This window comes from Stenotrophomonas sp., assembly GCF_050737575.1.
In the GTDB taxonomy this organism is placed as follows: Bacteria; Pseudomonadota; Gammaproteobacteria; order Xanthomonadales; family Xanthomonadaceae; genus Stenotrophomonas.
Genome location: NZ_JBOHXW010000009.1, coordinates 44,750 through 69,653, shown reverse-complemented (window position 1 = coordinate 69,653; position 24,904 = coordinate 44,750). Strand labels below are relative to the sequence as shown.

Below are 24,904 nucleotides of genomic sequence, written 5' to 3'. Positions count from 1 at the left end.
ATGAACACCTCCAGCGCCTTCCATTCGCTTCATCCGGGCATCCAGCGCTACCTATGGGCGGAGCAATGGGAGACGCTGCGAGTTGTCCAGGAAATGGCGATACCTGTCATCCTTCCGGCAGATCGCGATGTCGTCATTGCAGCCAGCACAGCATCAGGAAAGACCGAGGCCGCATTCCTTCCAGCCCTGACCCACCTTCTGAATGGCGGCACGGATGGACTAATCGTTTACATCAGTCCTCTTAAGGCCCTGATCAATGACCAGTTCGGGCGACTAGATCGTCTCTGCGAGGATCTGGATGTACCTGTCTGGCCCTGGCACGGAGACATAGGCTCAACCACCAAGCAACGCTTCTTCAGGAAGCCAGCGGGGGTCTTGCTGATAACACCGGAATCCTTGGAGGCGATGCTGTGTAATCGCGGCACGTCGGTAGCGGGTATTTTCAAGGACACCGCTTTCGTCATTGTCGATGAGCTCCACGCATTTATTGGAAGCGAGCGAGGAAAGCAGCTCCAGTCGCTGATGCATCGCATGGAGATTGTGTTGGGGCGGAGAGTTCCTCGGATTGGGCTATCGGCAACATTGGGAGATATGCAAGCCGCGGCGACTTTCCTTCGCTCGGACGGCAGGGCCGCAATCGTCGATGCCCCATCTGGGAACGATGAACTCCAGCTCATACTCAAAGGGTTTGAAGAGCCTCCTGCCCCCCACGATGCCAAGCACGAAGAAGTGGCGCCGTTAGCCGTCGCCAAGCATCTGCATCAGGTGCTTTCCGGCACGAACAATCTGATCTTTCCCAACAGTAGGCGAGAGGTCGAGCGCTACACCCACCTTCTGAACGAGATCAGCGAGCACGCCAATCGCCCGCGCGAGTTCTGGCCGCATCACGGCAACCTCTCCAAGGAGATTCGGTCAGACACCGAAGCTGCGCTGAAGCAGAAGGAGCGTCCAGCGACCGCGATCTGCACGAACACTCTCGAACTGGGGATCGACATAGGCGCCGTGAAGAGCGTGGCTCAGATCGGGGCACCCCCATCGGTTGCCAGCCTCAGGCAGCGTATGGGCCGATCGGGGCGGCGCAAAGGTGAATCGGCCACCCTTCGCGGATACGTCATAGAGGATGCCATCGACTCCAACTCCGACCTGAAGACCCGCTTGAGGCTGGACACAGTTCATTCCATCGCTTCTGCGTTGCTCCTCATCGATAAGTGGTTCGAACCCCCTGTGGTTGGCGGCGCTCACCTGTCGACGCTTGTCCAACAGCTTTTGTCCGCAATTGCTCAGTATGGCGGGCTCTATGCCCCCCAGGCGTATCAGCTACTGTGCGCCGCCGGCGCGCCATTCCAAGGGCTTTCAAGCGAATCCTTCATAGAACTCCTGCGCCATCTTGGGAAGCAAGACGTCCTCATCCAGGATAGCTCCGGCTTGCTCCTTCACGGGCCGCTCGGCGACAAACTGGTCAACCACTACTCCTTCTATGCCGCTTTCATGGCCGATGAAGAATTCCGCATTGTGGCGGCGGGAAAAACTCTGGGAACCTTGCCAATCACGCAAATGCTCGCAACCGGCCAGCGCATTCTCTTTGGTGGGCGCACCTGGCTTGTAGAGCAAGTCGATGAGGCTCAGAAGACGATCTATGTCCTGACAGCCAAAGGTGGAAGCCCTCCGATCTTCAATGGGAACGGGGGGCGTGTGCATACCCGAATCCGTCAGACCATGCGAGCGCTCTATCGCGGTGAACTTCGCCCAACATTTCTGGACGCCACAGCAAGCCGTTTCTTAAACGAAGGCAAGAGCGCCTATGAACACTTGGGGCTCGACGAGAACACCCTACTTGATCAAGGAAGTCATTTTCTCCTCCTCACCTGGGCCGGAGACGCTGCCAACGAAGCCATTGCGTGCCTTCTCGGTGCGAGAGACTTCAACGCACAGGCCGGCAGACTCGGGGTTGAGGTAACCAAAGGCTCGAGGACCCACAACCATCTGTTAGAAGCAATCGCAGCAATCGTGTTACAGCCTGCCCCAAGGAGCGAGGAGCTACTCGTCAAGGCTAAGAATCTTGCCAGCCAAAAATGGGATGGCCTGCTGCCCCCGCGCCTTCTCAAGCACTCCTACGCTTCGCTGTGTTTGAATGTAGCCGAAGGTTTGGATTGGCTAAAGGCTCACCATAAAACCAGCCGGGGTGTGGATTAGTACGCACCCTCAAGAAACGTTCGCGCTTCTAAGTTCTGAATGGTTAAGTAGAAAAGCACTTGTGATAGTGGCTGCAGACGCAGTTCCAGAGCGCATGGAAAAGGCGATCAAGGCCATTCCAAGCTTTTCAGGTTTGCCAAACAACGTTCTCACACTAGACCTACCCTCGATCACCGGTGCACATCAAAGTAGAGAATCCAGCGTTCCACCGGCCTAAGAGTTCGCTCGGGACCCGTGTTTCAGAGCAAATTCCTCAGGGTTTTTCCGTCCGAGTTCACTGGTCACCCGCGCGATGCCGCACGGACTAGCCACACGCTTGTGGACAGCCACATGCTCCACGGGGGCGGGACGCAATCTGATTGCCCAGCTAGGCGAGGAATGGCATTGACGGAAGGTCGTCGATTGCGAGGTGAACAAGCCGTCTCGCAATCCGGCCTGACTCGACTTCGTGACGTGCCACGAAGGCACGATGTTCTGGACTAAGTCGATCAAAGCGGACCGTCGGCGGCTGCTTTCCCGCCACGACCGCACTGTTCAGTTGCCCGGAGACGAAGGCCACCACCTCTATGCTTCGGCATTCGGCATGGGATACGAAGTTTCGGACCAGCCGGACACTAGTTTGCTTCGCCTGATCGTCCGTGTCGAACTGCGATGCATAGGGCTCCCACAACTCCTCAATGATCAGATAGTGGCGCCGCAGCTGCTCTTCCACATAACCCGTGAAATCACTAGTTTCTGCGAGCGTGCGAACCCAGCGTTCCGCGGCAAGGGGAACCTGTGGCATCTGTGCGGGTGCAGGTGCATGGACGATCGTTGCGCTGCAGTGATCTAAGAACATAACCGCATCTTCCAGCTTCGCGCGTCCATCGTCTTTCGAGAGCGCACTCGTAATACCGATTCGCCTGAGCGTTAGCCGTCGGCCAAGCTGCAACTCCCACGCTAGCACTAGTTGCCGCACGCGGGCGTCGTTCGAGTCAACGAGAGCATCAAGATCCATCTCGAGCATCACTCCGACTTCGGTAACGTGCAGCGTTACATCGAGTTCCTCTCCCTGCTCGAAACGAACTCCCGGCCACTGGGGCGGCGGTAGGTAGAGCAACCGGGTTAGTCCACGGACCTGGTACTTGATTTCGAGGGCGTCGTCATGCATCCGGATTGAGCCTTGATCTAAAGAATGTGGCAGCCTTTTCTAGGAATACTTAATCGAGGCATCAACCTTTTCGAGGCTTATTTTCACCAAGCCACTTCAACGGGCGAGAGTAAACCGGCTGCCTCTTCTTGTAGATGTCGCTGTAGCTCACTTGGACCTCGAGGTCGGAGAGTGTTTTGCGAACCTCCTCCCGGAATGAAGTGCCCAAGGTGTTGTAGGCAGTGGTTAACCGCTACGGCGTCCGTTTTCGGCAAAAAGCTGCCCTTCCCTACCCCCGATAAATCCTCCTAATCGCCTGCCCCAGCCAGCCGGGCAGCAGCGTGGAGGGTGGCAGTCCGTGCTACGACCTTGGGGGGCGGCGCATCCGGTTTTCTCTTTTTCCCTAACGCTGATGCCCAGTTAGGCACATTTCGCTCGTCCGCGAGACGTGGATTAGATCGCGATGCGATCGCGACTGCACTGCATCTTTCACATCCACCTCCTGCAGTGCGTGCAAGGATGGGTTCCACGTCGGTCAGCCGCTCCCCGCAGGATTTCCGATGCCCCAGGTCTGGAGGGTTTTCAGCCGCTGGTTGCGTTTGCGCCGGCGTCTGTGGCGCTGGCAACGCGCCGCGATCCAGAAGCCGCTTCGCGCGGAAGCCCCGCTGCGGGCGCAACTGTTCAATGTCGAACAGATGGAACTGCATGGCCGGGCCTTGGCACGAGCGCACCGGATACGTGCACAGGTGGGGCCGGAGCGCCTGCTGGATCGCCTGACGGAGAATGAAGGCCTGCTGGATGATGTCTGCGCGCTTCTGACGCGGATGGTGCAGGACGACATGCGTATCACACCAGCCGGCGAATGGTTGCTGGACAACTATTACCTGGTGGAAGAGCAGATCGTCACTGCGCGACGGCATCTTCCGAAAGGCTACAGCCGGCAGCTCCCCTCGCTGAGTCAGGGTCCGTCCAGCGGGCTGCCACGCGTGTACGACCTGTCGCTGGAAGCCATCGCGCACGGCGATGGTCGCATTGATGCGGAAACGCTGCGCAGCTTCTTCACCGCCTACCAGTCCATCACGCCGCTGAAGCTCGGCGAGTTGTGGGCGATTCCGATCATGTTGCGGCTGGCGCTGATCGACAACCTGCGTCGCATGGCGGTGCGCGTGATGCGCGACGGCGACGACCACCGCGTGGCCAGCGATTGGGCCGCCCAGCTCAACCGGACGGCAGCGGAGAATCCCAAGGACGTGGTGCTGGTCATCGCCGACATGGCGCGTTCGGATCCGCCGCTGAGCGGCGCGTTCGTTTCCGAACTGACGCGGGGACTGCAGGGACGGGGGGGCGTGTTCTCCATGCCGATCACTTGGCTGGAGCAGTGGGCCGTCGACGGCGGCCTGCGGATCGAGGATCTGGTGCATCTGGAGAGCCAGCAGCAGGCCGCGGACCAGGTATCGATCAGCAACAGCATCGGCAGCCTGCGCTTCCTTGCCAACATGGACTGGCGGGAATTCGTCGAAGACATGAGCGTAGTCGAGTACACGCTCCGTGCGGACCCCGCACGCACGTACGCGCTGATGGATTTCAGCACCCGCGACAGCTACCGGCACGTGGTGGAGAAGATCGCTCGGCTCGCGAATGTCGGTGAGAACGCGGTGGCGGAGATCGCGCTGCAATTGGCGAAGGCCGCCGCCGCAGCCGTGCCGGGTCATCACCAAGCGCACGTCGGCTTCTATTTGTTGGACGATGGCGTCCGCCAGACGCAGGCGGCAGTGACCGCCTCGTTGCCCGGCGCGCGGCCAGTCCATATGCGTCCGCGCAGGATTCCGCTAACGGTCTATCTGCTCCCTATCGCCAGCATCATCGGACTGTTCACCTATGGTCTGCTGACGGTGGGGTCATCCGTGCAGGGAGTGCCACTATGGTTGCCCGTCGTGCTCGCGCTGCTCGCATTTAGTGAGCTGGGTATCTCCCTGGTCAATTGGGCAGCGACGTTACTGGTGCCCCCACGCCCACTGCCCCGGATGGATTTCTCCCGGGGCATCCCGGCCACTGCACGCACACTGGTGGTGGTGCCCAGCATGCTCGGCAGCGTGGAGGGAGTGGACAGTCTGGCTGAAGCACTGGAAGTACGCTTCCTGGCCAACCGCGACCGCCACCTGCACTTCGCCCTGCTCACCGATTTCCTGGATGCAGACGACTCGTCCCTGCCGGGCGATGCCGCGCTGTTGGCCCATGCCGTACACCGGGTCGAACAGCTCAATCGCCGATACGCGCCGGAGGGGACCGACGAACACGGCGGTGACCTGTTCTTCCTCTTGCATCGACCGCGCCTCTGGAATCAGCGCGAACAGCGCTGGATGGGCCACGAACGCAAACGCGGCAAGCTTGCGGCATTGAACCGGCTGTTGCGTGGCGGGCTCGGAGAAGATTTCCTGCAGGTGACCGGCAACATCGGCGTGCTGACGCAAGTGCGCTACGTGATCACGCTGGACACCGACACCAAATTGCCGCGCGACGCCGCGCGCGAGTTCGTCGGCACGCTGGCGCACCCGCTCAACCAAGCCGTATTCGACCCGCGGCGGCGGTGCGTGGTCCGCGGCTACGGCATCCTCCAGCCCAGCATAGGCACCAGCCTCAGCGGACGGTCAAGCTCGCGCTACGCGCGCATGTTCGGCAGCGAACCGGGCATCGATCCCTACACGCGCACGGTGTCGGACGTCTATCAGGACCTGTTCGGCGAAGGGTCCTTCGTCGGCAAGGGCATCTACGATGTGGATGCGTTCGAGCATGCGCTCGCAGACCGCTTTCCCGACAACAGTATTCTCAGCCACGACCTGCTGGAAGGGTGTTACGCACGTGCCGGCCTGGTCAGCGACGTGCGTCTATTCGAGGACTATCCGTCGCGCTACGCGGCTGACGTGAAGCGGCGCTACCGATGGATCCGGGGCGACTGGCAGTTACTGCCCTGGTTGTTACCGTGGGTACCGCGGCGTGACGGTGGGCTCGAGCGCAATCCACTGTCCTGGCTCTCCCGTGGCAAGCTGCTGGACAACTTGCGTCGCAGCTTGGTGCCGGCAGCCACTATCGCCCTGCTGGCGCTGGGCTGGCTGTTCTCGCCGGACCCGCTTACCTGGACCGCGTGGCTGCTAAGCCTGTGGGCCCTGCCCGTGCTGGTCCCGGCGCTACGGGACGTGCTCGCCCTGCCAGTGGACATGCCACTGGAAACGCATCTGGTCCAGGTGGGTAAATCCCGTCTAAGGCAACTCTGGCGCGCGGTCGTCAATGTGGCCTGCCTGCCCTATGAGGCTTTTTTCAGCTTGGGCGCGATCCTGCGCACGCTCTGGCGCTTCGTAGTCACGCGACGGCACTTGTTGCAATGGAATCCTTCCAGCGAAGTTGAACGCAGTCTGGGCAGGGGTGTAAGCGCCGAGCTCTACAGCATGGTGCCCGCACCGCTGATCTCGGCCGCCGTCGCAACACTGCTCGTGATGAAACAGCAGACTGCACTGTGGGTGGCCACGCCCTTGCTGCTGCTCTGGTTGCTTTCGCCGGTGCTGATGGCGTGGCTTGGCCGCCCCCCCAACCGACGGACGGACAAACTGTCCGCACCGCAATTGGCGTTCCTGGCCAAGCTGTCGCGCCGGACGTGGGCCTTCTTCGAGACGTACGTACGCGCGGAGGATCACTGGCTGCCACCCGACAACGTGCAGGAGCACCCGTCGCTGGTGGTGGCGCGACGCACCTCGCCGACCAACATCGGGCTATCGCTGTTGGCCAACTTGGCGGCCTACGATTTTGGCTACCTGCAGACCGGTGTCGTGATGGAGCGCACCCGCCTCGCGTTTGAAACGCTGGAGATGCTGCCCCGCCACCGCGGGCACTTCTACAACTGGTATGACACCGAAACCTTGCAGCCGCTACCGCCGGCCTACATTTCCACGGTCGACAGCGGCAACCTCGCCGGACATTTACTGACCTTGCGGCAGGGCCTGCTGGCCATGGTGGATGCTCCCGTCCTGGTGCCCGCCACGTTCAGCGGATTGGCCGATACCCTGGCCGTGCTGGAAGACGCCGTCGAGGACGCGCAGTTCGATGAGGCCGCGTTGTCGTTGGCGGTCCTCGAGTTCCGCACCGTCGTGATGCAAGCCCAACGTGAACCGCCATCGACTGTCACCGGTGCCAAACGCATGCTGGCACGCCTGGTGCTGCACGCGGAAAGCATCGCCGCAGTTTGGCCGGCGGCCGATCCCAATCAAGTCCATCCGCATCACTGGCCGACCGCCCTCGTCGAAGGCTGCCGGTCGGCGCATGCGGAGCTGCAGTTCCTGCTGCCCGATGCCGACGCATGGGCCGGCGATCAACTGCCCACGCTGCGCGAGCTGCAGGACGGTCCTGCCGGCACACTGCCAACTAGGCGCGCACGGGAGCGGATCCACCAACTCGAGCGCCTAGCGCACATCGCCGGGCAGTTCTCGCTGATGGAATACGAATTCCTCTACGACCGCGCGCGCCATCTGCTGGTGATCGGCTACAACGTGGACGAGCACCGTCTGGACAACGGGCTCTACGACCTGTTGGCCTCGGAAGCTCGTCTGTGCAGCTTCGTGGCGATCGCGCAGGGACAATTGCCGCAAGAGAGCTGGTTCACGTTGGGTCGCCTGCTGACCGAGGTCAACGGCGACGCGACGCTGCTGTCGTGGAGCGGCTCGATGTTCGAGTACCTGATGCCGCAACTGGTCATGCCCAACTACCCGGACACGCTGTTGGACCAGACCTCCCGGCATGCGGTGGAAGCCCAGATCCAGCATGGTGAGCGCCATAACGTGCCGTGGGGTATCTCCGAATCGGGCTATAACACCGTCGACGCGCGCATGAACTACCAGTACCGCGCCTTCGGCGTACCGGGACTAGGCCTGAAGCGCGGGCTAGGCCAGGATCTCGTCATCGCGCCTTACGCCACGATGATGGCGTTGATGGTGGAACCGGAAGCGGCCTGCAAGAACCTGCAGCGACTGGCCGCCCTAGGCTTCGGTGGGCACTTCGGGTTGTACGAGGCCATCGACTACACGCCTGCGCGCGTTCCGCCCGGACAAGACTACGTGGTGGTGCGCTCCTTCATGGCCCATCACCAGGGCATGGGATTTCTCTCGCTCCTCCATCTGCTGCGACAGCAGCCGATGCAGCGGCGCTTCGTGGCCGATGCCGAGTTCCAGGCAACCCTGCTGCTGCTTCAGGAGCGCATCCCGCATACCGGCGTGTTCCATCCACACGAGGCCGAGACGCTGGGCACACGCATCGCTCCTACCCATGCCGAAACCCAGTTACGCATCTTCCGCAACCCGAACATGTCGCGTCCGGCGGTGCAACTACTCTCAAACGGTCGGTACCATGGCCTGGTCACCAGCGCTGGCGGCGGATACAGCCGTCACCGCGACATGGCGGTCACGCGCTGGCGCGAAGACGGTACACGCGATCACTGGGGCACCTTCTGCTACTTGCGGGATGTGGAGAGCGGGGAATTCTGGTCCACGTCGCTACAGCCGGCATGCATGCCAGTAGAGCAGTACGAAGCGATCTTCTCCGATGCCAAGGTCGAGTTCCGGGGACGCAAACGTGGCTACGAGAGCCACCTGGAGATCGCCATCTCCGCCGAAGACGACATCGAACTGCGCCGGCTGCGCCTGAGCAACCGGAGCCGGCAGACACGCACCGTCGAGATCACCACGTATGCCGAGGTGGTGCTGGCGCCCGCCATCGCGGACGAACTGCATCCGGCTTTCAGTAATCTGTTCGTGCAGTCGGAAATCCTGCGCGAGAAGCAGGCGCTGTTGTGCACACGCCGCCCGCGCGCGCGCAACGAGATACCGCCGTGGATGTTCCACCTGGTGGCAGTGCATGACGCCGACATTAGCGCGATCTCGTACGAAACCGATCGCGCACGCTTTCTCGGTCGTGGCAACACGCCGCGCACACCGTCGGCATTGGCGGAGCAGGACACGCTGTCCGACAGCGAAGGCTCCGTACTGGACCCGATCGTGGCCATCCGTTGCCGGATCGAGCTGGCGCCGGGTCAGACGGCGATGATCGACATGGTCCATGGCGTGGGCGTGGACCGCGAAGCCTGTGCCGGATTGATCGACAAGTACCGCGATCGCCGGCTTGCCGACCGCGTCTTCGATCTGGCGTGGACGCATAGCCAGGTCGTCCGCCGCCAGATCAATGCATCGCAGGCGGATGCGCAACTCTACGAACGGCTGGCGGGGCTGATGGTCTACGCCCATCCACTGCTGCGCGCAGACGCCGACATCCTGCTGCAGAACCAACGTGGCCAGTCCGGGCTCTGGGGTCACGCGATCTCGGGCGATCTGCCTATCGCCCTGCTGCAGATCTCGGATGCCGACAACATCGAGCTGGTACGGCAGATGGTGCAGGCGCACGCCTACTGGCGCCTCAAGGGATTGCGTGCGGATCTGGTGATCTGGAACGAGAGCCAGGCCGGCTACCGGCAGCAGCTGCAAGACCTGATCCTGGGCATGATCTCGGCCGATCCGGAGGCGAACGTGCTGGATCGTCCGGGCGGCATCTTCGTGCGCCCGGGACAGCAGATGTCGCAGGAAGATCGCATCCTGCTGCAGTCCGTAGCGCGCGTCATCATCAGCGATCAGCAGGGTTCGCTGGCTGCACAGATCGGTCGTCGCGAGCCAACCGAACGGATCATGCCCACCCTGTTGTCAGAAGGCCCCCAAGAAGCTCATGTCGAGCTTCACGCACTGGAGGCATCCAGCGGGCTGCCACCGCCGGCGGACGCCGACGAAGAAAACGACACTTGGCCATTTGAGGCCGTGGCCAGCACCTTCGTTCACGACAACGGCACCGGCGCATTCGCGGCCGATGGCCGTGAGTACGTGATCATCACCCAAGAAGGGGATCCGACACCGGCGCCGTGGTCCAACGTACTGGCCAACGACCGTTTGGGCACGGTGGTCAGCGAAAGCACGGCGGGGTACACCTGGTTCGAGAACGCGCATGAATTTCGCCTCACGCCCTGGCACAACGACCCAGTTGTCGACAGTGGTGGCGAGGCGTTCTATCTGCGCGATGAAAGCACGGGTTACGTTTGGTCGCCGCTACCATTGCCACGTCGCGGCCGAGGGGCCTACCGGACGCGTCATGGCTTCGGCTATAGCGTGTACGAGCATATCGAGGATGGTATCGCCAGCGAGTTGTGGGTGTATGTGGCCGTTGAGGATGCAGTCAAGTATTCGGTACTGAAGCTTCGCAATCTATCCGGACGCGCACGCCGTCTCTCTGCCACCGGCTACGTCGAATGGGTGTTGGGTGACCTGCGTGTCAAATCGCAGATGCACATCATCACCGCGCAGGATGCCGCCAGCGGCGTACTGACGGCGCGCAACCCCTACAACACCGAGTTTGCTGGCCGCGTCGCGTTCTTCGATACCGATGCCAGCGGCTGTAGCTTCACGGGCGACCGCAGGGAATTCCTAGGCCGCAACGGCAGCATGGCCGATCCAGCGGCCCTCCAGTGCGAGGGACTGTCCGGCCGCCTGGGCGCCGGGCTCGATCCATGCGCTGCTATCCAGGTGCCGTTGTCGCTGCCCAATGGCGAGGTGTCCGAAACGGTGTTCCGGCTCGGCATGGGCAAGGACTACGAGGACACCCTGCATCTAGCCCGCCGCGTGCAGGGCGCGCAGCGGGCACACGACGCGCTGGACGCTGTACGCATCCACTGGCATGGACTGTTGACATCCGTACAGGTCAGCACGCCGGAGCCCGCCGTCGATGCGTTGGTGAACGGCTGGCTGATGTACCAGACCCTTGCTTGCCGCTATGTGGCGCGCAGCGGCTACTACCAGTCAGGCGGGGCATTCGGCTTCCGTGACCAGTTGCAGGACACCATGGCCACGCTGCACGCCAAGCCGGCGTTGACCCGTGCGCACCTGCTGCTGTGTGCGGGCCATCAGTTCCTGCAAGGCGACGTGCTGCACTGGTGGCATCCGCCACAGGGGCGCGGCGTGCGCACGCGCTGCTCGGACGACTATCTCTGGCTGCCAATGGCAGCCGCCCGCTATCTTCAGGTGACAAGCGATGCCAGTGTGCTGTACGAGCAGGTCGGCTTCGTCGACGGCCGCCCGGTCGGTGCCGACGAAGAGTCCTACTACGACATGCCCGCGACGTCCTCTGTGCGGCAGTCGTTCTACCAGCATTGCGTGCTGGCGTTGCGTCGCGGCTGCAGCCTGCTGGGCGAGCGTGGACTCCCCCTGATCGGCACAGGTGACTGGAACGACGGCATGAACTGCGTTGGCGAAGAAGGCCGCGGCGAAAGTGTGTGGCTCGGCTTCTTTCTCTACGACACGCTGCAGCGTTTCATTGAGGTAGCTCGCGTGCACGGCGATGAGGTATTCGCCGCCGAATGCACAGATCACGCCGAACGCTTGCGCGGGAATCTGGAAGACCATGCCTGGGATGGCCAATGGTATCGACGCGCCTGGTTCGATGATGGCACGCCGCTGGGCTCCAGCCAGAGCGATGAATGCCGAATCGATTCGATCTCGCAGAGCTGGTCGGTGTTGTCGGGGGCGGCGGATCCGGTGCGCGCGCGGCAGGCGATGGCGTCACTGGATCGCCATCTCGTGAAGCGGGGAGCTGGGCTGATCCAGCTGCTCGACCCTCCCTTCGACAAAACCTCGAAAGATCCCGGCTACATCCGTGGCTACGTGCCGGGGGTGCGCGAGAACGGTGGACAGTACACACATGCCGCGGTGTGGGCAGCGATGGCGTTCGCGCATCAAGGCGACACTGAACGGGCGTGGGACCTAGCACGCATGATCAACCCGATAAATCACGCGCAGGATCCGGATGCCGCCGCACTCTACAAGGTAGAGCCCTATGTGCTCGCGGCCGATGTCTACAGCGTGGCGCCGCATGTCGGCCGTGGCGGCTGGACCTGGTACACCGGCGCCGCCGGCTGGATGTACCGCCTGCTGACCGAGTCGCTGCTCGGCTTGCAGCGCATCGGGAGCGAGCTGGCAATGCATCCCTGCCTGCCACGCGAATGGCCGGAGTACGAACTGCGCTATCGCTTTGGATCCAGCCTTTATGTCATCTCTGTCACGCAACGGGATGCCGGTGTCGCCACGCTGCAGCTTGACGGCGTCGAGCAGATGGGACTTCGCTTCGCGCTCCTGGACGATGGCAACGTGCACAGGGTAGAAGCGAGCTGGCCACGCGCGTCGATATGAAACTTCGTGCGCAGCTCGAGACAGAACTGGACCAATTGGCGGCCATGCTGCCGACCTGGCTGCAGTATCTCCGACATGAAGCCCAGTTCTGGCCCCAGTTCAATGCGCTGGCGAAAGAGATTCTTGATCAGGCGGCTGATGAAGATATCCAGTACGTGCAGAGGCGCTTGGACGTCATGCTCAAGGCACATGCACGCGGGTTACCAGGAAACGGAGGCTAGGTCAGCAGCCATCTACATTGCTGGCCAGCTACCTTTTGGGGCATCGCTTCCATGTCCGCTTTGGGTGGGAACCTGCCCTTCCCTACCCCCGATAAACATCCCTAATCCTTCCTCATTCTGCCGAGTCTCCCTACCCTAGGTTCCTTCGGATGTTCGCTTTTGGTCGAGGCTGTCGCAATGTACGTCTTGGAAATTACTACTGAAGACGGGTCATTTGAAGACATCACGAACTTGATTGGTTCAGTCAAAGACTCAAAGCGTCATAGGACGGTCAAAGAGTCCGCCTAGGGTCGCTGAATACCCGAAATTAAAGTGGAGCGCTGGCAGTGCCTCCGCATCACATCACGACCAATATCGTGCAGCCGCTCATTGGAGACATCCCCGTCGCCCAATATGTGCGCATGTCGACCGACCATCAGCGCTACTCGACCGAGAACCAGGCGGCGGCCATTGCCGACTATGCGGAAGCGCACGGCATGCGCATCGTCCGAACTTATGAGGACTCCGGTAAGAGTGGCCTCAACCTGAAAGGTCGCAGTGCTTTGCAGGCGCTCCTTCACGACGTGAAGCTCCCATCCCCCGACTTCCAGGCCATCTTGGTTTACGACGTAAGTCGTTGGGGGCGCTTTCCTGACCCAGACGAGGCAGCCGCCTACGTCCACACCTGCAAGAGCAACGGTATCCCGGTCATCTATTGCGCGGAGTCATTCAAAAACGATGGCTCTCTGCCGTCGACGATCATGATTGGCCTCAAACGAAGCATGGCTGCCGAATACAGCCGCGAGCTGTCGGACAAAGTGTTCAAGGGCGCTTGCAACATCGTTCGGCACGGGTTCCGCCAAGGCGGAACTCCCGGGTACGGCCTTCGCAGGCAGCTGGTGGATGAACACCTTCGGCCAAAAGCCCTGCTCGTTCGAGGGGAGCGAAAGAGCATCCAAACCGACCGGGTGATCCTCGTGCCAGGTCCCCCCTGCGAGATTGCCACCGTCGTTCGCATCTATCGACTATTTTTGGAAAACAACATGCCCGAGCGGGTCATTGCCTCCGTCTTGAACCGAGATGGGGTTGCCAGTGAGGTTGGTGGTCATTGGACCCGAGGAACCATCCATCAAATCCTGACCAACGAAAAATACGTCGGCCACAACGTCTACAACCGCACCTCGTTCAAACTCAAGCTTCAGCACGTTCAAAACCCGCCGGAAGCGTGGGTCCGCAAAGAGCATGCGTTTGAGCCCATTGTTCCATTAGAACTATTCGGAAGGGTTCAGGCCATCATTACGAAGCGATCCATTCATCTGGATGATGGGCAAATGCTGGAGTCCTTGAGTCGGATCTTGGATCGGCACGGTGCACTGTCGGGAATGCTGATCGACGAGGAAGAAGGCGTTCCATCCAGCAGCGCCTTTCGTCATCGGTTTGGAAGCCTTCTAAGGGCCTACAGCTTGGTCGGATATTCCCCAAAGCGCGACTACGCCTACTTGGAAATCAATCGGGCACTGCGCCAGCGGCATCCCCAAATGGTCCAGCTCGTCGTTGATGGGATTTCAGATCACGGTGGCTGGGTCGCTCCATGTAAGGAAACCGGCTTGCTTAGAGTCAATGGGGAGCTTCTGACCTCGGTCGTGATCGCCCGTTGCAAACCTACTCACGCAGGATCCAATCGCTGGCGTATCTGCCTGGATTCCAGCCTAAAGCCGCATTTGACGGTTGTGGTCCGAATGGATCCCAACAATCAGCATCCTTACGACTACTACGTTCTGCCTTCCATCGACTTCGCTCCAGAAGGTCCGCCCCTCATGGAGAACAATGGCTTCTCTCTGGACGCCTATCGAACGGAAACCTTGGAAGAATTTTTCATCTTGGCCGGTCGAGCCGCATTGCTGGAGGCTGCATGACGAATGAGCACACCACCGTTCAGATGATTCCCATCACAGACATTCACATCGCGAATCCACGGGTTCGGAACGAACGCATCCACCGTGGCATAACTCGAAGCATCGAAACTATTGGTCTCAAGCGGCCCATCAGTGTCCGCCACACTGAAGTCGCCGAAACATCGCAACCCTATGCGCTGATCTGTGGTCAGGGGCGTTTGGAGGCCTGTATGTTGCTTGGCCACACAGAGATCCCGGCGCTTGTTCTGGACGTGGATGAGCACACTGGCCACGTCATGAGCATCGTAGAAAACGTGGCCCGGCGAACGCCAAGGGCCGCTGAGACCATGGGGCAGATCCAAGTCCTGCGGGAGCGCGGCTACTCCGACCCCGAGATCGCCGCCAAGCTCGGCTGTACCTCGTCTTGGGTGAACAGCGTGGCCAATCTCATGGAACGTGGGGAACGTCGGCTGCTGGCAGCCGCAGAGGCTGGTCACATTTCCTTAGCGCTTGCGGTGAGCATCTCGCGAGCAAGCGACCGTGAGGCCCAGCAATTGCTAATGGATGCCTATGAGGCCGGCGAACTGAAAGGCAAAAAAGTAACCGTGGTTCGCAAGATCTTGGCGCATCGAACACGTAGTGGGAAGAAAAGCACGAGTAGCTACATCCACGGCAGCCAACGCAAAAAGCTTACTCCCGAGGACTTAACCAAGCTCTACAAGCGTGACGCGGAGGTGCACCAGCGCATTCAGAAGAAAGCAGAGTTCACCCAACAGTCATTACTTCTGTCCAGGCAGATATTCAAGGAATTGTTTACGTCAAAGGAGTTTTGCAGCCTTCTCATCGTAGAGGGGCTGACGAGTGTTCCCCAGCCCTTGGCAGATCTTCTGCCCTATGGAGCCCTCAGCCAATGAGCAAAAAGCAACCCACAGAAATGCATTTGGGATTCGAAAAGGACTGCGTTGATATCCCAATGGGGCAACTGCACTACGACATAGCCAAGATGCCCACTCAGATCAGGGCCTCGGTCAAATATCGACAAATTGTCAGTTCGGTTAGGGCGATAGGCTTGGTTGAGCCCATCGTAGTTGCCTTGGACCGATCCGACGTTCGAAGGTTCTTAGTTCTCGATGGGCGAATGCGTCTGGAAGCTTTGAAGGAGCTTGGGGCTGAATTTGCTCTCTGCCTCATATCAACCGACGACGAGGGTTACACCTACAACAAGCAGGTGAATCGACTTTCAGTTATTCAAGAACACCGGATGATCCTGCGCGCAGCCGAGCGTGGTGTCTCTGTGGAACAATTGTCGGTCGTCCTCAACATCTCAGTCAGCTCTATCCGAGACAAGTTCCGGCTCTTGGATGGAATCTGTGGAGAAGCTACGGCGATCTTGGCGGACAAACCTGCAGCCGCCGGTGCCTTTCGAATACTGCGAAAGATGAAACCATTTCGACAGATCGACGCGGCACAGACCATGGTCAACCTCAGCGACTACTCGGTCAAGCTCGTCGCTGCCCTTCTCCAGAACACACCGCCCGAACAGCTGACAGAGTCCGCAGCAGCAAAGTCGATGTCCAGCGCTCCGGTTGAGGCGTTGCAACGGCTTGAGCGAGAACTGTCGGTGCTTCAAGCCGACACTAAACTGTTGGAGGAGAGCTATGGCCCGTCCAGCCTTCAGTTGGAAATCATCAAGACCCACATCGGCACTACCCTACTGAACAACGCTGCGGTCGTTCGGTGGTTGGCCAGAAACAAGCCCGACCACCTCAATCAGTTGCAACGCATCGCAGACATTCAACAACTCAGGGCAGGATAGTCGTCTACTGGATTGCTCACTACATTGAGGACACAACGATTTAATATCTGTGATCGCGTTAGATCGGTTGTGTACACCAATCAATTCGAGCAACTGAGCGGATGGGGCTTGATCAGCAAAGAAACAACCTTATCGGCAGCAGCCGACGGCGAGGAACGGCGTCCAGCTCTAGCCCTGATAATGCGCCCTAATCACCGACTCCATCCGTCATCGTTTCGAGTGGCGAGCGACCAACCGTCAAAAGCGGAGAGCTGCTTGAGCGCTTATGAAGTATGGCTGGGTGGTATGCGCTCGCACTTGCCAGCGCTGAGCACTGACCTTCCCCAATCGCATAACGCGTTGTGCCCTGTGACGTGAGTGCACACGCTGGGCTTAGCCTTCTCTGCTGTCACGATCAACTTCAGGCGTGGGCCCAAGCCGAATAGAAGATCGAATCCGAAATCGAGCTGCAACAGTCGGCGTAGTTGTCCGGTATTGCCATTTAACGTGAACCCTGGGCGGCCAGCAGCATGCATTTGCTCCACTGTCCGCATGAGCCATTTAGCTTGCTTGCACAGCATATCCCGATCCAGATCCATCATGAACTCTTTCTCTGCGGCCATCGGGAAGATGATCCTGATGAAGTACTCGAGCAACTCCAGCGAGATGAACTTCAATGGACTTCCAACTGCCGCCATGAGGAGAGTTCGATGTAGCGATTGACCGATCATAAAGGCCTTCGATCTATCACCGCGTGCATCAGCGTCACGTAGTAACACCACCATGGCTGCCAGAGATTGCAGATCGGCCTGCCCTTCCAGGCACCGCAACGAAAGTCCGATCGAATCACGACGGACATAACAACCCTTCGCCAACTCCCGCTTTTCAAATACCGCACTCTGGATACTGGGCCGAAGGCACCTCAACAGGGTATCTCCGTGTTTTTCCAGCGGCGTGGTGATATCAAGAGCAACCCAAGCGGGGCTCGTGAGCAATTCGTTCGAGCCGGGAATCCTCTGCTCGCACGCGCATCTAGTGTCGGCGCTTGGTAAATGTCTGCCAGCGGCGTACTTGGCCCAGAGATTGTGGTGGTGAAAGCCCTTCTTGTAGGTATGTGGTTGAACTAACAGGCCAAGGCCGTAGGCCGTCGTGCAATCCATCTGTACACGAATTACTTCAAACCAGAGACCCACCCGTAGTACGTCAATCGCCTTGCCTGGTGCGTTGGACCGTACCGCATCAAGATGCAGTACGAGCCGCTTCAGGCGTGCATCACCGTAAAACTTCATGCACTTCATCGACTTAGATGTGTCATCGGGTAAAAAATTAGAGTAACGATATCGCTTTTTGTTCCTTCTGGGCGGGGATCCTGGCAACCGTTACGCTAGCTGCGTGACTTACCGTGACCAACCTACCGATTCACTTACCGAAGCTCTGCAGCAGGATTTGTTGCGGCAGTATGGGCCAGTGATCGGCCAAGATGACTTACGTCAGGCTCTGGGCTTTACCTCTGCCGACGGGTTTCGTCAGGCGCTGTCGCGGGGTGCGATCCCGGTGCCCGTGTTCGCCATCCCACGTCGAAGGGGGAAGTACGCCCTCACCAAGGATGTCGCTTCGTGGCTCGCAGAGCTACGGCACCAAGCCATTCCAGTAACGGCTGCGCGAGGTTCCTAGTGAGCTCAGCGCATGCCACGCGAGGCTTTGGCATGAGCTGTCGAAGACTGGCCTCAGATCGTGGACGAATGCTTGCGCATCATTCCCGATGTGACGAGAGGATCGAACGAAGAAGGAGTCAACGATGAGCGAGTGAGATTCAATCGCTCAGAACGAACTGGGCCCCGCACGCCAATGCGGGGCCCAGTAGCTCAAAACGGATTGCTGCCCGTTGAAGCTATGTTCCGAGCACCCTTAAAGGAAGTCAAGTCCCCCTGCCCTGTCCAGACAGGGCGGGATGTACATGAACGCGCCAGCCTCTCGGTGAGAGGCTTGGCAGGGAGAGCTCGATGTCTATCGATTTCCATCCCCGGCATACGCCGGGACACATGGCTCCACCTGCAAACATGCAGAACTGGGCCCCCCATGGCAGCCATGCTGGGTATCCACGGCTACCGCAGGAAAAGGGTGCAACAAATCAAGGAGGTGCCATATGCGCCTCCTGCTGAATCCGGGAACCATCTGCGTGACGAATGGACGGGTGATCCAGATCGACGGGGTGAGTTCGATCTCACACGTCAATGCACGGGACATGGGAACAGGAAAGATGATCTCCGTTCCCATTTCCCAGATCGAGGAGCTGCCTTCGAGCGGCGGTTGTCAGGAAGCGGTGGCCATCCATGAAACCGAATGGAAGCGGTGCAGCGCACTGGCCAAGGATCTGGTCCCGCTCAAGGAGTGCACCCGTGTCACTCGCGGCGAACTGGAGAAGCTCGCTAAGCGCCATGGCATGAGCGTCAGGCAACTACAGCGTGTTTTGGTCGCATTTAGGAAGAATCCGCGAACCAGCACACTAGCCCGGCAACCAGGAGGGCGCCCCAAGGGTCTAAGCCTGTTGGATCCCAGCGTCGATGCGCTGATCCGTCATGCCATCGCCAAACACTACATGCGTCGGGAGAAGCCCCCGAAGGAATACGTCGTCCTGCGTGCTCAATCGATGGCCAGACGCTTGGGCCTGCCACCGCCCTCCCGAAAAGCCGTCCTGCTGCGCCTCAACCAAGAACTCGGCTGGGCCTCGGACCTGGCACGCGAAGGCAGCCGGGCCGCCAGACAGAAATGGGACGTCCGTACGGGCGGCTTGTCCGCCGCCAAGCCTCTGGACCTGGTCCAAATCGACCACACCCGGGCCGATGTTATGGTCGTGAGCGACGACCGGCTCACCGTACTCGGCCGTCCTTGGATCACGCTTGCGATCGACGTGGCGACCCGCTGCGTCCTTGGCATGTACATCTCGATGGATGCCCCTTCCTCGGTGTCCGTCTCCCTGTGCATCGAGCATGCTGTCCTGCCAAAGCCAGAGAATGCCAAGGATCTTGATATCTGGCCCATGTATGGGAAGCCGCGCAAGTTCTTGGTCGACAACGGCAAAGATTTCCGGGCCCTCGCCTTGCAGCGAGGCTGCGATGAACATGCGATCACCCTGTCATGGAGGCCGGTGAGGACACCGCACTACGGTGCACATATCGAGCGTCTGAACGGCACGCTCATGAAAATCGCGCATCTCCTCCCAGGCACCACTTTCAGCAACATCCGGGAGCGAGGGGACTACGACAGTGCCGCCAACGCACGCCTGACCTTGGACGAGTTCCGGGATTGGATGACCCATAAGGTCTGCAGGTTTTACCACCAGCGCAAGCATCGAGCGATCGGCATCGCGCCCACATTAGCGTGGGAACGGGGTTTCACGGATGAGGCCGGGAAGTTCTCCTGCCCGCCGCTGATCGCACGCCCTGTGGATTTCCGGATGGACTTCCTGCCGTACGAGATCCGCATCGTCCGGCGCACTGGCATCGAACTCAATGCCTCGCGCTACTGGCACGAGGACTTAGCCTCGATGCTGAATACCAATGCCGGTGCGATGGTCCGTTATGACCCACGCGATCCGAGCGCGGTCTGGGTTCGGCGTCCCGATGGCATATTGGTCACCGCACCAGTGATCGCCGGAAGAGCCGCAGGCACGCTTTCCCTCAATTTCTCCATTGACCCTGCTATGCAGGCCCAGATGGATGCTGCGATGGATGTGGGCTTCGATACCACCGACAGCATTGAAGCCAACGCGCAACGGGCCACAAAGCAGGCCAGACGGGCTCAACACGCCCCAAAACTGCCTCTTCCGACTTCGGCATCGGATTCAGCAGTACTCACCCAAATTCCGCCATCGGCACCGCCTAGCCGATCCACCATCCTGCTGGAAGAATGGATCTGAGGAGAGCGTCATGAGCGAATTCAATCACCTGAGTTCTGACGCGAGGGATCTGATCAATCTCTCTGCCGCCGAACGCGCCGGTCGTATGTTGATCGAGCGATTCATTACCCATGAACGTCTGGTTCCGATTCTCAACCAAGTCGAATTTTTGATCCATATGCCACCCCAAACACGAGCAAACGGTTTGGTTGTCTCCGGTAAGCCGGGATCAGGTAAGACAATGCTGTCAATGGCCATTAAGCGACGATATCCGCCGACTCCAGCCGTGGACGGCAAGGTAGCCACTAGGCCCGTCCTCACTATCAGCATGACCAATGCCCGGGAGGCCAAGGTCCTCTACAACAGGATCCTAGCCGGTTTCGGGGTGCCGGAACCTGGCCTGTACTCCGGCGCTGATCGCGAGCGCATGGTGCTCAAGCTCTGCAGCACGGCGAACCTCAAGCTGCTTGTCGTCGACGAGATCCAAGACATCTTGACGACGACTGCACGACAACAGCGGATCGCCTTGGACACGATCAAGTTCCTGATGAATGAGCTGTCGCTCCCCATCCTGACACTGGGCACCTCGCAGGCACCCTCGGCAATGCAGGTGGACGAGCATTTGAACGCACGGTTCAAGTATCAGGAATTGCCCGTATGGAAGCGCGATGAGTACCTGATGACCTTCCTCGACACGTTGGAAAAAGTACTTCCGCTGCGCCGCCCTTCCTGCTTGTCCTCGCCCACGCTGTCAACGGAGCTGATTAGGCTATCCGGCGGTATTCTTCAGACAATCGTTCAACTGGTAACCCATGCTGCGGCCCATGCCGTGGAAACTGGGGACGAGCAGATCACGGTGAAGTTGCTTCAGCGAGCCGTGTTCGAGCCGCCACTTGCCGCAGCCAAACAGGTGGAGCTGCTTGCCTGGAAACGGAGCAGCGCGTGAAAAAGGGCATAAATCCCCAGCGTTGGTGGATCCGGCCCCCCATGCGGGATGAGTCCCTGCGATCGGTATTGAACAGGGCGGCGGCGTTCTACGAGTGCACGTCCTTTCAGGTTTGGGCCTCCCTCAACTCAGATGACCCCAGACCAGTCGGAGACGTTGAATCACCATCCGGTGCAGCCCTGCACAGGATGGCAGCCGCAATCGGGATGCCTGCTTCAGATCTATTGGCCCATAGACTTCCAGACGCTCCTTGGCTGCTGGAACCACACGCAAGGAACATCTATTGTCCCATGTGCTGGGATGAGGATTCGGTCCGGGGCGAGCCCTGCTCCATCCGTAGGGCCTGGACCTGGCTGTTGCGCACCACCTGTCCGCAGCATGGCTGTCCGCTCCGTATTGCGCCGGAGCAATGGGCGAGATTCACTCGCTTCCATTCCCTGCCTGCCCCCCAGTTCTCCGAGCAGGAGCGGCGGATCCTTCACCTCATCGAATCCTTTGGGCAAGCCTTGGAACAGAGCCTTTACTTCGGGAGGCCCTGGCCCGACGACTGGCGAGGCAACCCTCAGGTTGCGCGCCAATTACTTCTGGCCGTCAGTTTCAATGTGAGAAAAATCAGGGACTTTCCCTTGATCAACTACGTTCAGGTAAGCAGCAACTTGACCAGCCTCATCCGAGGCCCGCTACACCAATACGAACCCGTCCGGAAACTCCGATGGGACTCATACCGGGAAATTGCGGATCCTGCGCTTCGCCGCGCAAGCCTCTGGGCGACAGCTTGGACGCTGCTGCCCAACCTATCAACTGATCTCTCCCCTGGCTGGACCAAGCTACCGGGGCACGTTCAGGCACGCATCCGCTGCTTATGACAAGACAGCGCTTGTCGCGTCCGCGTGTCTGCGCGCGTGATCCGTAACCATGTTGCTATCCTGCAATCGCGTCCGTAAACGTGTCACAAACCCTCAGACCGCTACCGGCGAAAACGTGGTGACCCGATGCAATATAAATTAAAATCAATCACTTATTAATTCTTCGGGGCGGCGACATAATTAAGGGGATGCTGACAGCGGCGCCCTGTAGTCCCATTGATACCGGCTCTGAGGCGATCCGGGCGCGGGTGAATCGATGACACTCATCGGAGTGATCGTTTTGATGGCTGAAACGCGGCTTCGATTGCTTGGTGAAGCGCAGAAAGCTCGCGAGAGATACGAGGCCGACCGCAAGCTATGGCGCTGTATCAACCACATTCCATTCCGCAGAATTCCAGGCGGATGGGAGAATGTGCCGGGTGAAAGCTGTTAATTAAGTGACGGATCACTAAATTAATGATGGGTCGACGCTTGTCGAGCGTATCGCCACCTGCTGACGCGCATCACCAACATGGGTCCCATTGCCAAAACTGGCGGTAAAAGACATTCCACGAGCCGGATACCGGCCAGCATCGCTACCGTTTCAGGCTTATGCGTCGCACCCAAAGCCTAGAAATACTCTGCTTGAGAACGGGCTCGTTCCCCCAGCCGGCCGGCACCCGCATTAACGCCAACACCCTGATATCTGGGACAATTGCCGCCGACCAAGCGTCCCCGGTCCGCTACAGCATGGACCCGCATTGAGGCGGTCATCGCTCTGCTGTCCATTCACGGCTTGCCGCCGCTTCTTCCCGGATTTGATTTGAACACCATCGCCACACCCGTTGCCTCCGCCCTGCCCTTGACTGATCGCCTGCGCGAAGCGCTGGATCTGCTGGAGGCGATCGAAGCTGATCGTAGCCTGCTCGATACGTTGCCCGAAGCCGACCGCGTACGCTTGCACCAGGTGGTGGCCAAGGTCTATCACCCTGAGCCTAAGGCGCGGCGGCAGATGCTCAAGCAGCAAGCTCGCGAGCGTCACCAGGAGAAGGTGCGCAAGTCCGAGGCGCTACTGGAACAAACCGGCATCCGTGCACTGCGACGCAAGCCGGTGTTCAGTACGCCGAATTACTTCCCGCCGCACGCTGCGGGTCTGCACGATGCGCACAACGGTGAAGGTCCTGCCGTTGCGGCGGAGCCGGTGCATTCGCCTGAGCTGCGCCATTGCTATGTGTGCAAGCAGAAGTTCACGCAGCTGCATCATTTCTACGACCAGATGTGCCCGGTCTGCGCCGATCTGAATTACATCAAGCGCACGGAAACCGCAGATCTGCGCGGACGTGTGGCGTTGCTGACCGGTGGTCGCGTCAAGATCGGCTATCAGGCCGGATTGAAGCTGCTGCGCGCCGGTGCCGAGTTGATCGTGACCACGCGTTTTCCGCGCGATTCGGCTGCGCGCTATGCCGAAGAACCGGACTTCGCGGTGTGGGGTCATCGCTTGCAGGTGTACGGGCTGGATCTGCGCCACACGCCCAGCGTCGAAGCGTTCTGCAGCGAGCTGTTGGCCACGCGCACACGCTTGGATTTCATCATCAACAACGCCTGCCAAACTGTGCGCCGCCCGCCGCAGTTCTACGCGCACATGATGGCCGGCGAAACGGCTGCGGTGCAGTCGTTGCCCGAGACGATCCGCAAGTTGATCGGCAATTACGAAGGTCTGCGCAGTGCGGATCTGCTTCCTGTTGCGGCGGCCGCTGCGCTGCCGTCGCCGCAAGGTAACGGCGCCGATGGGTTGACCCGCGCGGCCGAGTTGTCGCAGGTGCCGTTGCTGGCAGACGAGCTGCTGGGCCAGCGTCACTTGTTCCCCGACGGACGCCTGGATCAGGATCTGCAGCAGGTGGATCTGCGCGACAGCAATTCCTGGCGCTTGCGCATGGCTGAAGTGCCTTCGGTGGAGCTGCTGGAAACGCAGCTGGTCAACGCAATCGCTCCCTTCATCATCAATGCGCGCTTGAAGCCGCTGATGTTGGCCACACCGGAGCGCGACAAGCACATCGTCAACGTGTCGGCGATGGAGGGGCAGTTCTACCGCAACTTCAAGACCACGCGACATCCGCACACCAACATGGCAAAGGCTGCGTTGAACATGATGACGCGCACCTCGGCGGCGGATTATCAAAACGACGGCATCCATATGAACAGTGTGGATACCGGCTGGGTGACCGACGAAGATCCGGCAGGCCTGGCTGCACGCAAAGTGCAGGAAGAACGCTTCCATCCGCCGTTGGACATCATTGACGGCGCCGCGCGCATCGTTGATCCGATCATCCACGGCTTCAACAGCGGTGAGCATGTCTGGGGCCAGTTCTTGAAGGATTACGCGCCTACTGATTGGTGAGGTGACATTGCACGGTTGAATCAGCAGTTCTGTTTAGCTGGATGGCGCTGAGCTGCTGCAGAATCAATTGTCATTGCGAATTTAGTGACGAATCACTAAATACTTTCTCCAGCATCGGCACGGCCGGCACGAATTTGCGCCGCCCTCCTCCGCTGGGAAGGCATGTTGGAAAGCGTGATGCAGGAGAAGCAGAAGCGCCCTCACCCCAACCCCTCTCCCGCAAGCGGGAGAGGGGCTTAGCTAGAGCCAACACGGTCAATCACGCGCCTTCCACGGCGCTGCCGCGTGTGTGTCAGGCACACGGCAGCGCCAGCAGGTGATGCGATCACCTGACAAGGAAAG

12 protein-coding genes are annotated in these 24,904 nt (G+C 59.9%); 10 read left to right on the top strand and 2 right to left on the bottom strand.

Annotation, left to right across the window (positions count from 1 at the left end; all coding sequences use genetic code 11):
- Positions 1 to 2,193, top strand: a complete 2,193-nt coding sequence (locus ACREP4_RS15600; RefSeq protein WP_431597109.1) for a DEAD/DEAH box helicase — start codon at positions 1 to 3, stop codon at positions 2,191 to 2,193.
- Positions 2,194 to 2,560: 367 nt separating this feature from the next.
- On the opposite strand, the gene ACREP4_RS15595 is transcribed toward ACREP4_RS15600, so the two are convergent.
- On the bottom strand, positions 2,561 to 3,343 hold the full coding sequence (locus ACREP4_RS15595; protein ID WP_431597108.1) for a hypothetical protein: 783 nt from the start codon (positions 3,341 to 3,343) through the stop codon (positions 2,561 to 2,563).
- Positions 3,344 to 3,882: 539 nt separating this feature from the next.
- Here ACREP4_RS15595 and ACREP4_RS15590 point away from each other — a divergent pair.
- The 5 genes from ACREP4_RS15590 (at position 3,883) to ACREP4_RS15570 (ending at position 16,496) form a co-directional block, all read left to right on the top strand.
- Entirely contained in the window at positions 3,883 to 12,585 is an 8,703-nt protein-coding gene (locus ACREP4_RS15590; RefSeq protein WP_431597107.1) for a GH36-type glycosyl hydrolase domain-containing protein, read from the top strand.
- Entirely contained in the window at positions 12,582 to 12,806 is a 225-nt protein-coding gene (locus ACREP4_RS15585; protein WP_431597106.1) for a hypothetical protein, read from the top strand. The genes ACREP4_RS15590 and ACREP4_RS15585 overlap by 4 nt, the downstream gene beginning before the upstream one ends.
- Positions 12,807 to 13,132: 326 nt before the next feature.
- Positions 13,133 to 14,701, top strand: coding sequence for a recombinase family protein (locus ACREP4_RS15580; protein ID WP_431597105.1), 1,569 nt, complete (start codon positions 13,133 to 13,135; stop codon positions 14,699 to 14,701).
- A complete protein-coding gene (locus tag ACREP4_RS15575; protein ID WP_431597104.1) occupies positions 14,698 to 15,594 on the top strand; it encodes a plasmid partitioning protein RepB C-terminal domain-containing protein in 897 nt (298 codons plus the stop codon). The genes ACREP4_RS15580 and ACREP4_RS15575 overlap by 4 nt, the downstream gene beginning before the upstream one ends.
- The gene (locus ACREP4_RS15570) at positions 15,591 to 16,496 is read left to right on the top strand and encodes a plasmid partitioning protein RepB C-terminal domain-containing protein (RefSeq protein WP_431597103.1); all 906 of its coding nucleotides are present in this window, start codon (positions 15,591 to 15,593) and stop codon (positions 16,494 to 16,496) included. Before ACREP4_RS15575 ends, ACREP4_RS15570 begins: the two co-directional genes overlap by 4 nt.
- A gap of 263 nt (positions 16,497 to 16,759) precedes the next feature.
- On the opposite strand, the gene ACREP4_RS15565 is transcribed toward ACREP4_RS15570, so the two are convergent.
- Positions 16,760 to 17,764, bottom strand: coding sequence for a hypothetical protein (locus ACREP4_RS15565; protein ID WP_431597102.1), 1,005 nt, complete (start codon positions 17,762 to 17,764; stop codon positions 16,760 to 16,762).
- Between the two features lie 857 nt (positions 17,765 to 18,621).
- On the opposite strand from ACREP4_RS15565, the gene ACREP4_RS15560 reads away from it, so the two are divergent.
- The 4 genes from ACREP4_RS15560 to ACREP4_RS15545 all read left to right on the top strand — a co-directional run bounded on the left by ACREP4_RS15560 (position 18,622) and on the right by ACREP4_RS15545 (position 24,562).
- Positions 18,622 to 20,394 carry a Mu transposase C-terminal domain-containing protein gene (locus ACREP4_RS15560; RefSeq protein ID WP_431597101.1) on the top strand — a complete coding sequence of 591 codons (1,773 nt, stop codon included), beginning with the start codon at positions 18,622 to 18,624 and terminating at the stop codon, positions 20,392 to 20,394.
- A gap of 10 nt (positions 20,395 to 20,404) precedes the next feature.
- Positions 20,405 to 21,319 carry a TniB family NTP-binding protein gene (locus ACREP4_RS15555; protein WP_431597100.1) on the top strand — a complete coding sequence of 305 codons (915 nt, stop codon included), beginning with the start codon at positions 20,405 to 20,407 and terminating at the stop codon, positions 21,317 to 21,319.
- A 41-nt stretch (positions 21,320 to 21,360) separates the two neighbouring features.
- Positions 21,361 to 22,185: a TniQ family protein gene (locus ACREP4_RS15550; protein WP_431597155.1), complete on the top strand. Its 825-nt coding sequence runs from the start codon at positions 21,361 to 21,363 to the stop codon at positions 22,183 to 22,185.
- Between the two features lie 802 nt (positions 22,186 to 22,987).
- The gene (locus tag ACREP4_RS15545) at positions 22,988 to 24,562 is read left to right on the top strand and encodes an SDR family NAD(P)-dependent oxidoreductase (protein ID WP_431597099.1); all 1,575 of its coding nucleotides are present in this window, start codon (positions 22,988 to 22,990) and stop codon (positions 24,560 to 24,562) included.
- Positions 24,563 to 24,904 lie beyond the last annotated feature (342 nt).

Bases quoted from the DNA above. Each gene is read 5' to 3' on its own strand.
- ACREP4_RS15600 (WP_431597109.1), top strand. From the start codon at position 1: ATGAACACCTCCAGCGCCTTCCATTCGCTTCATCCGGGCATCCAGCGC.
- ACREP4_RS15595 (WP_431597108.1), bottom strand. From the start codon at position 3,343: ATGCATGACGACGCCCTCGAAATCAAGTACCAGGTCCGTGGACTAACC.
- ACREP4_RS15590 (WP_431597107.1), top strand. From the start codon at position 3,883: ATGCCCCAGGTCTGGAGGGTTTTCAGCCGCTGGTTGCGTTTGCGCCGG.
- ACREP4_RS15585 (WP_431597106.1), top strand. From the start codon at position 12,582: ATGAAACTTCGTGCGCAGCTCGAGACAGAACTGGACCAATTGGCGGCC.
- ACREP4_RS15575 (WP_431597104.1), top strand. From the start codon at position 14,698: ATGACGAATGAGCACACCACCGTTCAGATGATTCCCATCACAGACATT.
- ACREP4_RS15570 (WP_431597103.1), top strand. From the start codon at position 15,591: ATGAGCAAAAAGCAACCCACAGAAATGCATTTGGGATTCGAAAAGGAC.
- ACREP4_RS15565 (WP_431597102.1), bottom strand. From the start codon at position 17,764: ATGAAGTTTTACGGTGATGCACGCCTGAAGCGGCTCGTACTGCATCTT.
- ACREP4_RS15560 (WP_431597101.1), top strand. From the start codon at position 18,622: ATGCGCCTCCTGCTGAATCCGGGAACCATCTGCGTGACGAATGGACGG.
- ACREP4_RS15555 (WP_431597100.1), top strand. From the start codon at position 20,405: ATGAGCGAATTCAATCACCTGAGTTCTGACGCGAGGGATCTGATCAAT.
- ACREP4_RS15550 (WP_431597155.1), top strand. From the start codon at position 21,361: ATGCGGGATGAGTCCCTGCGATCGGTATTGAACAGGGCGGCGGCGTTC.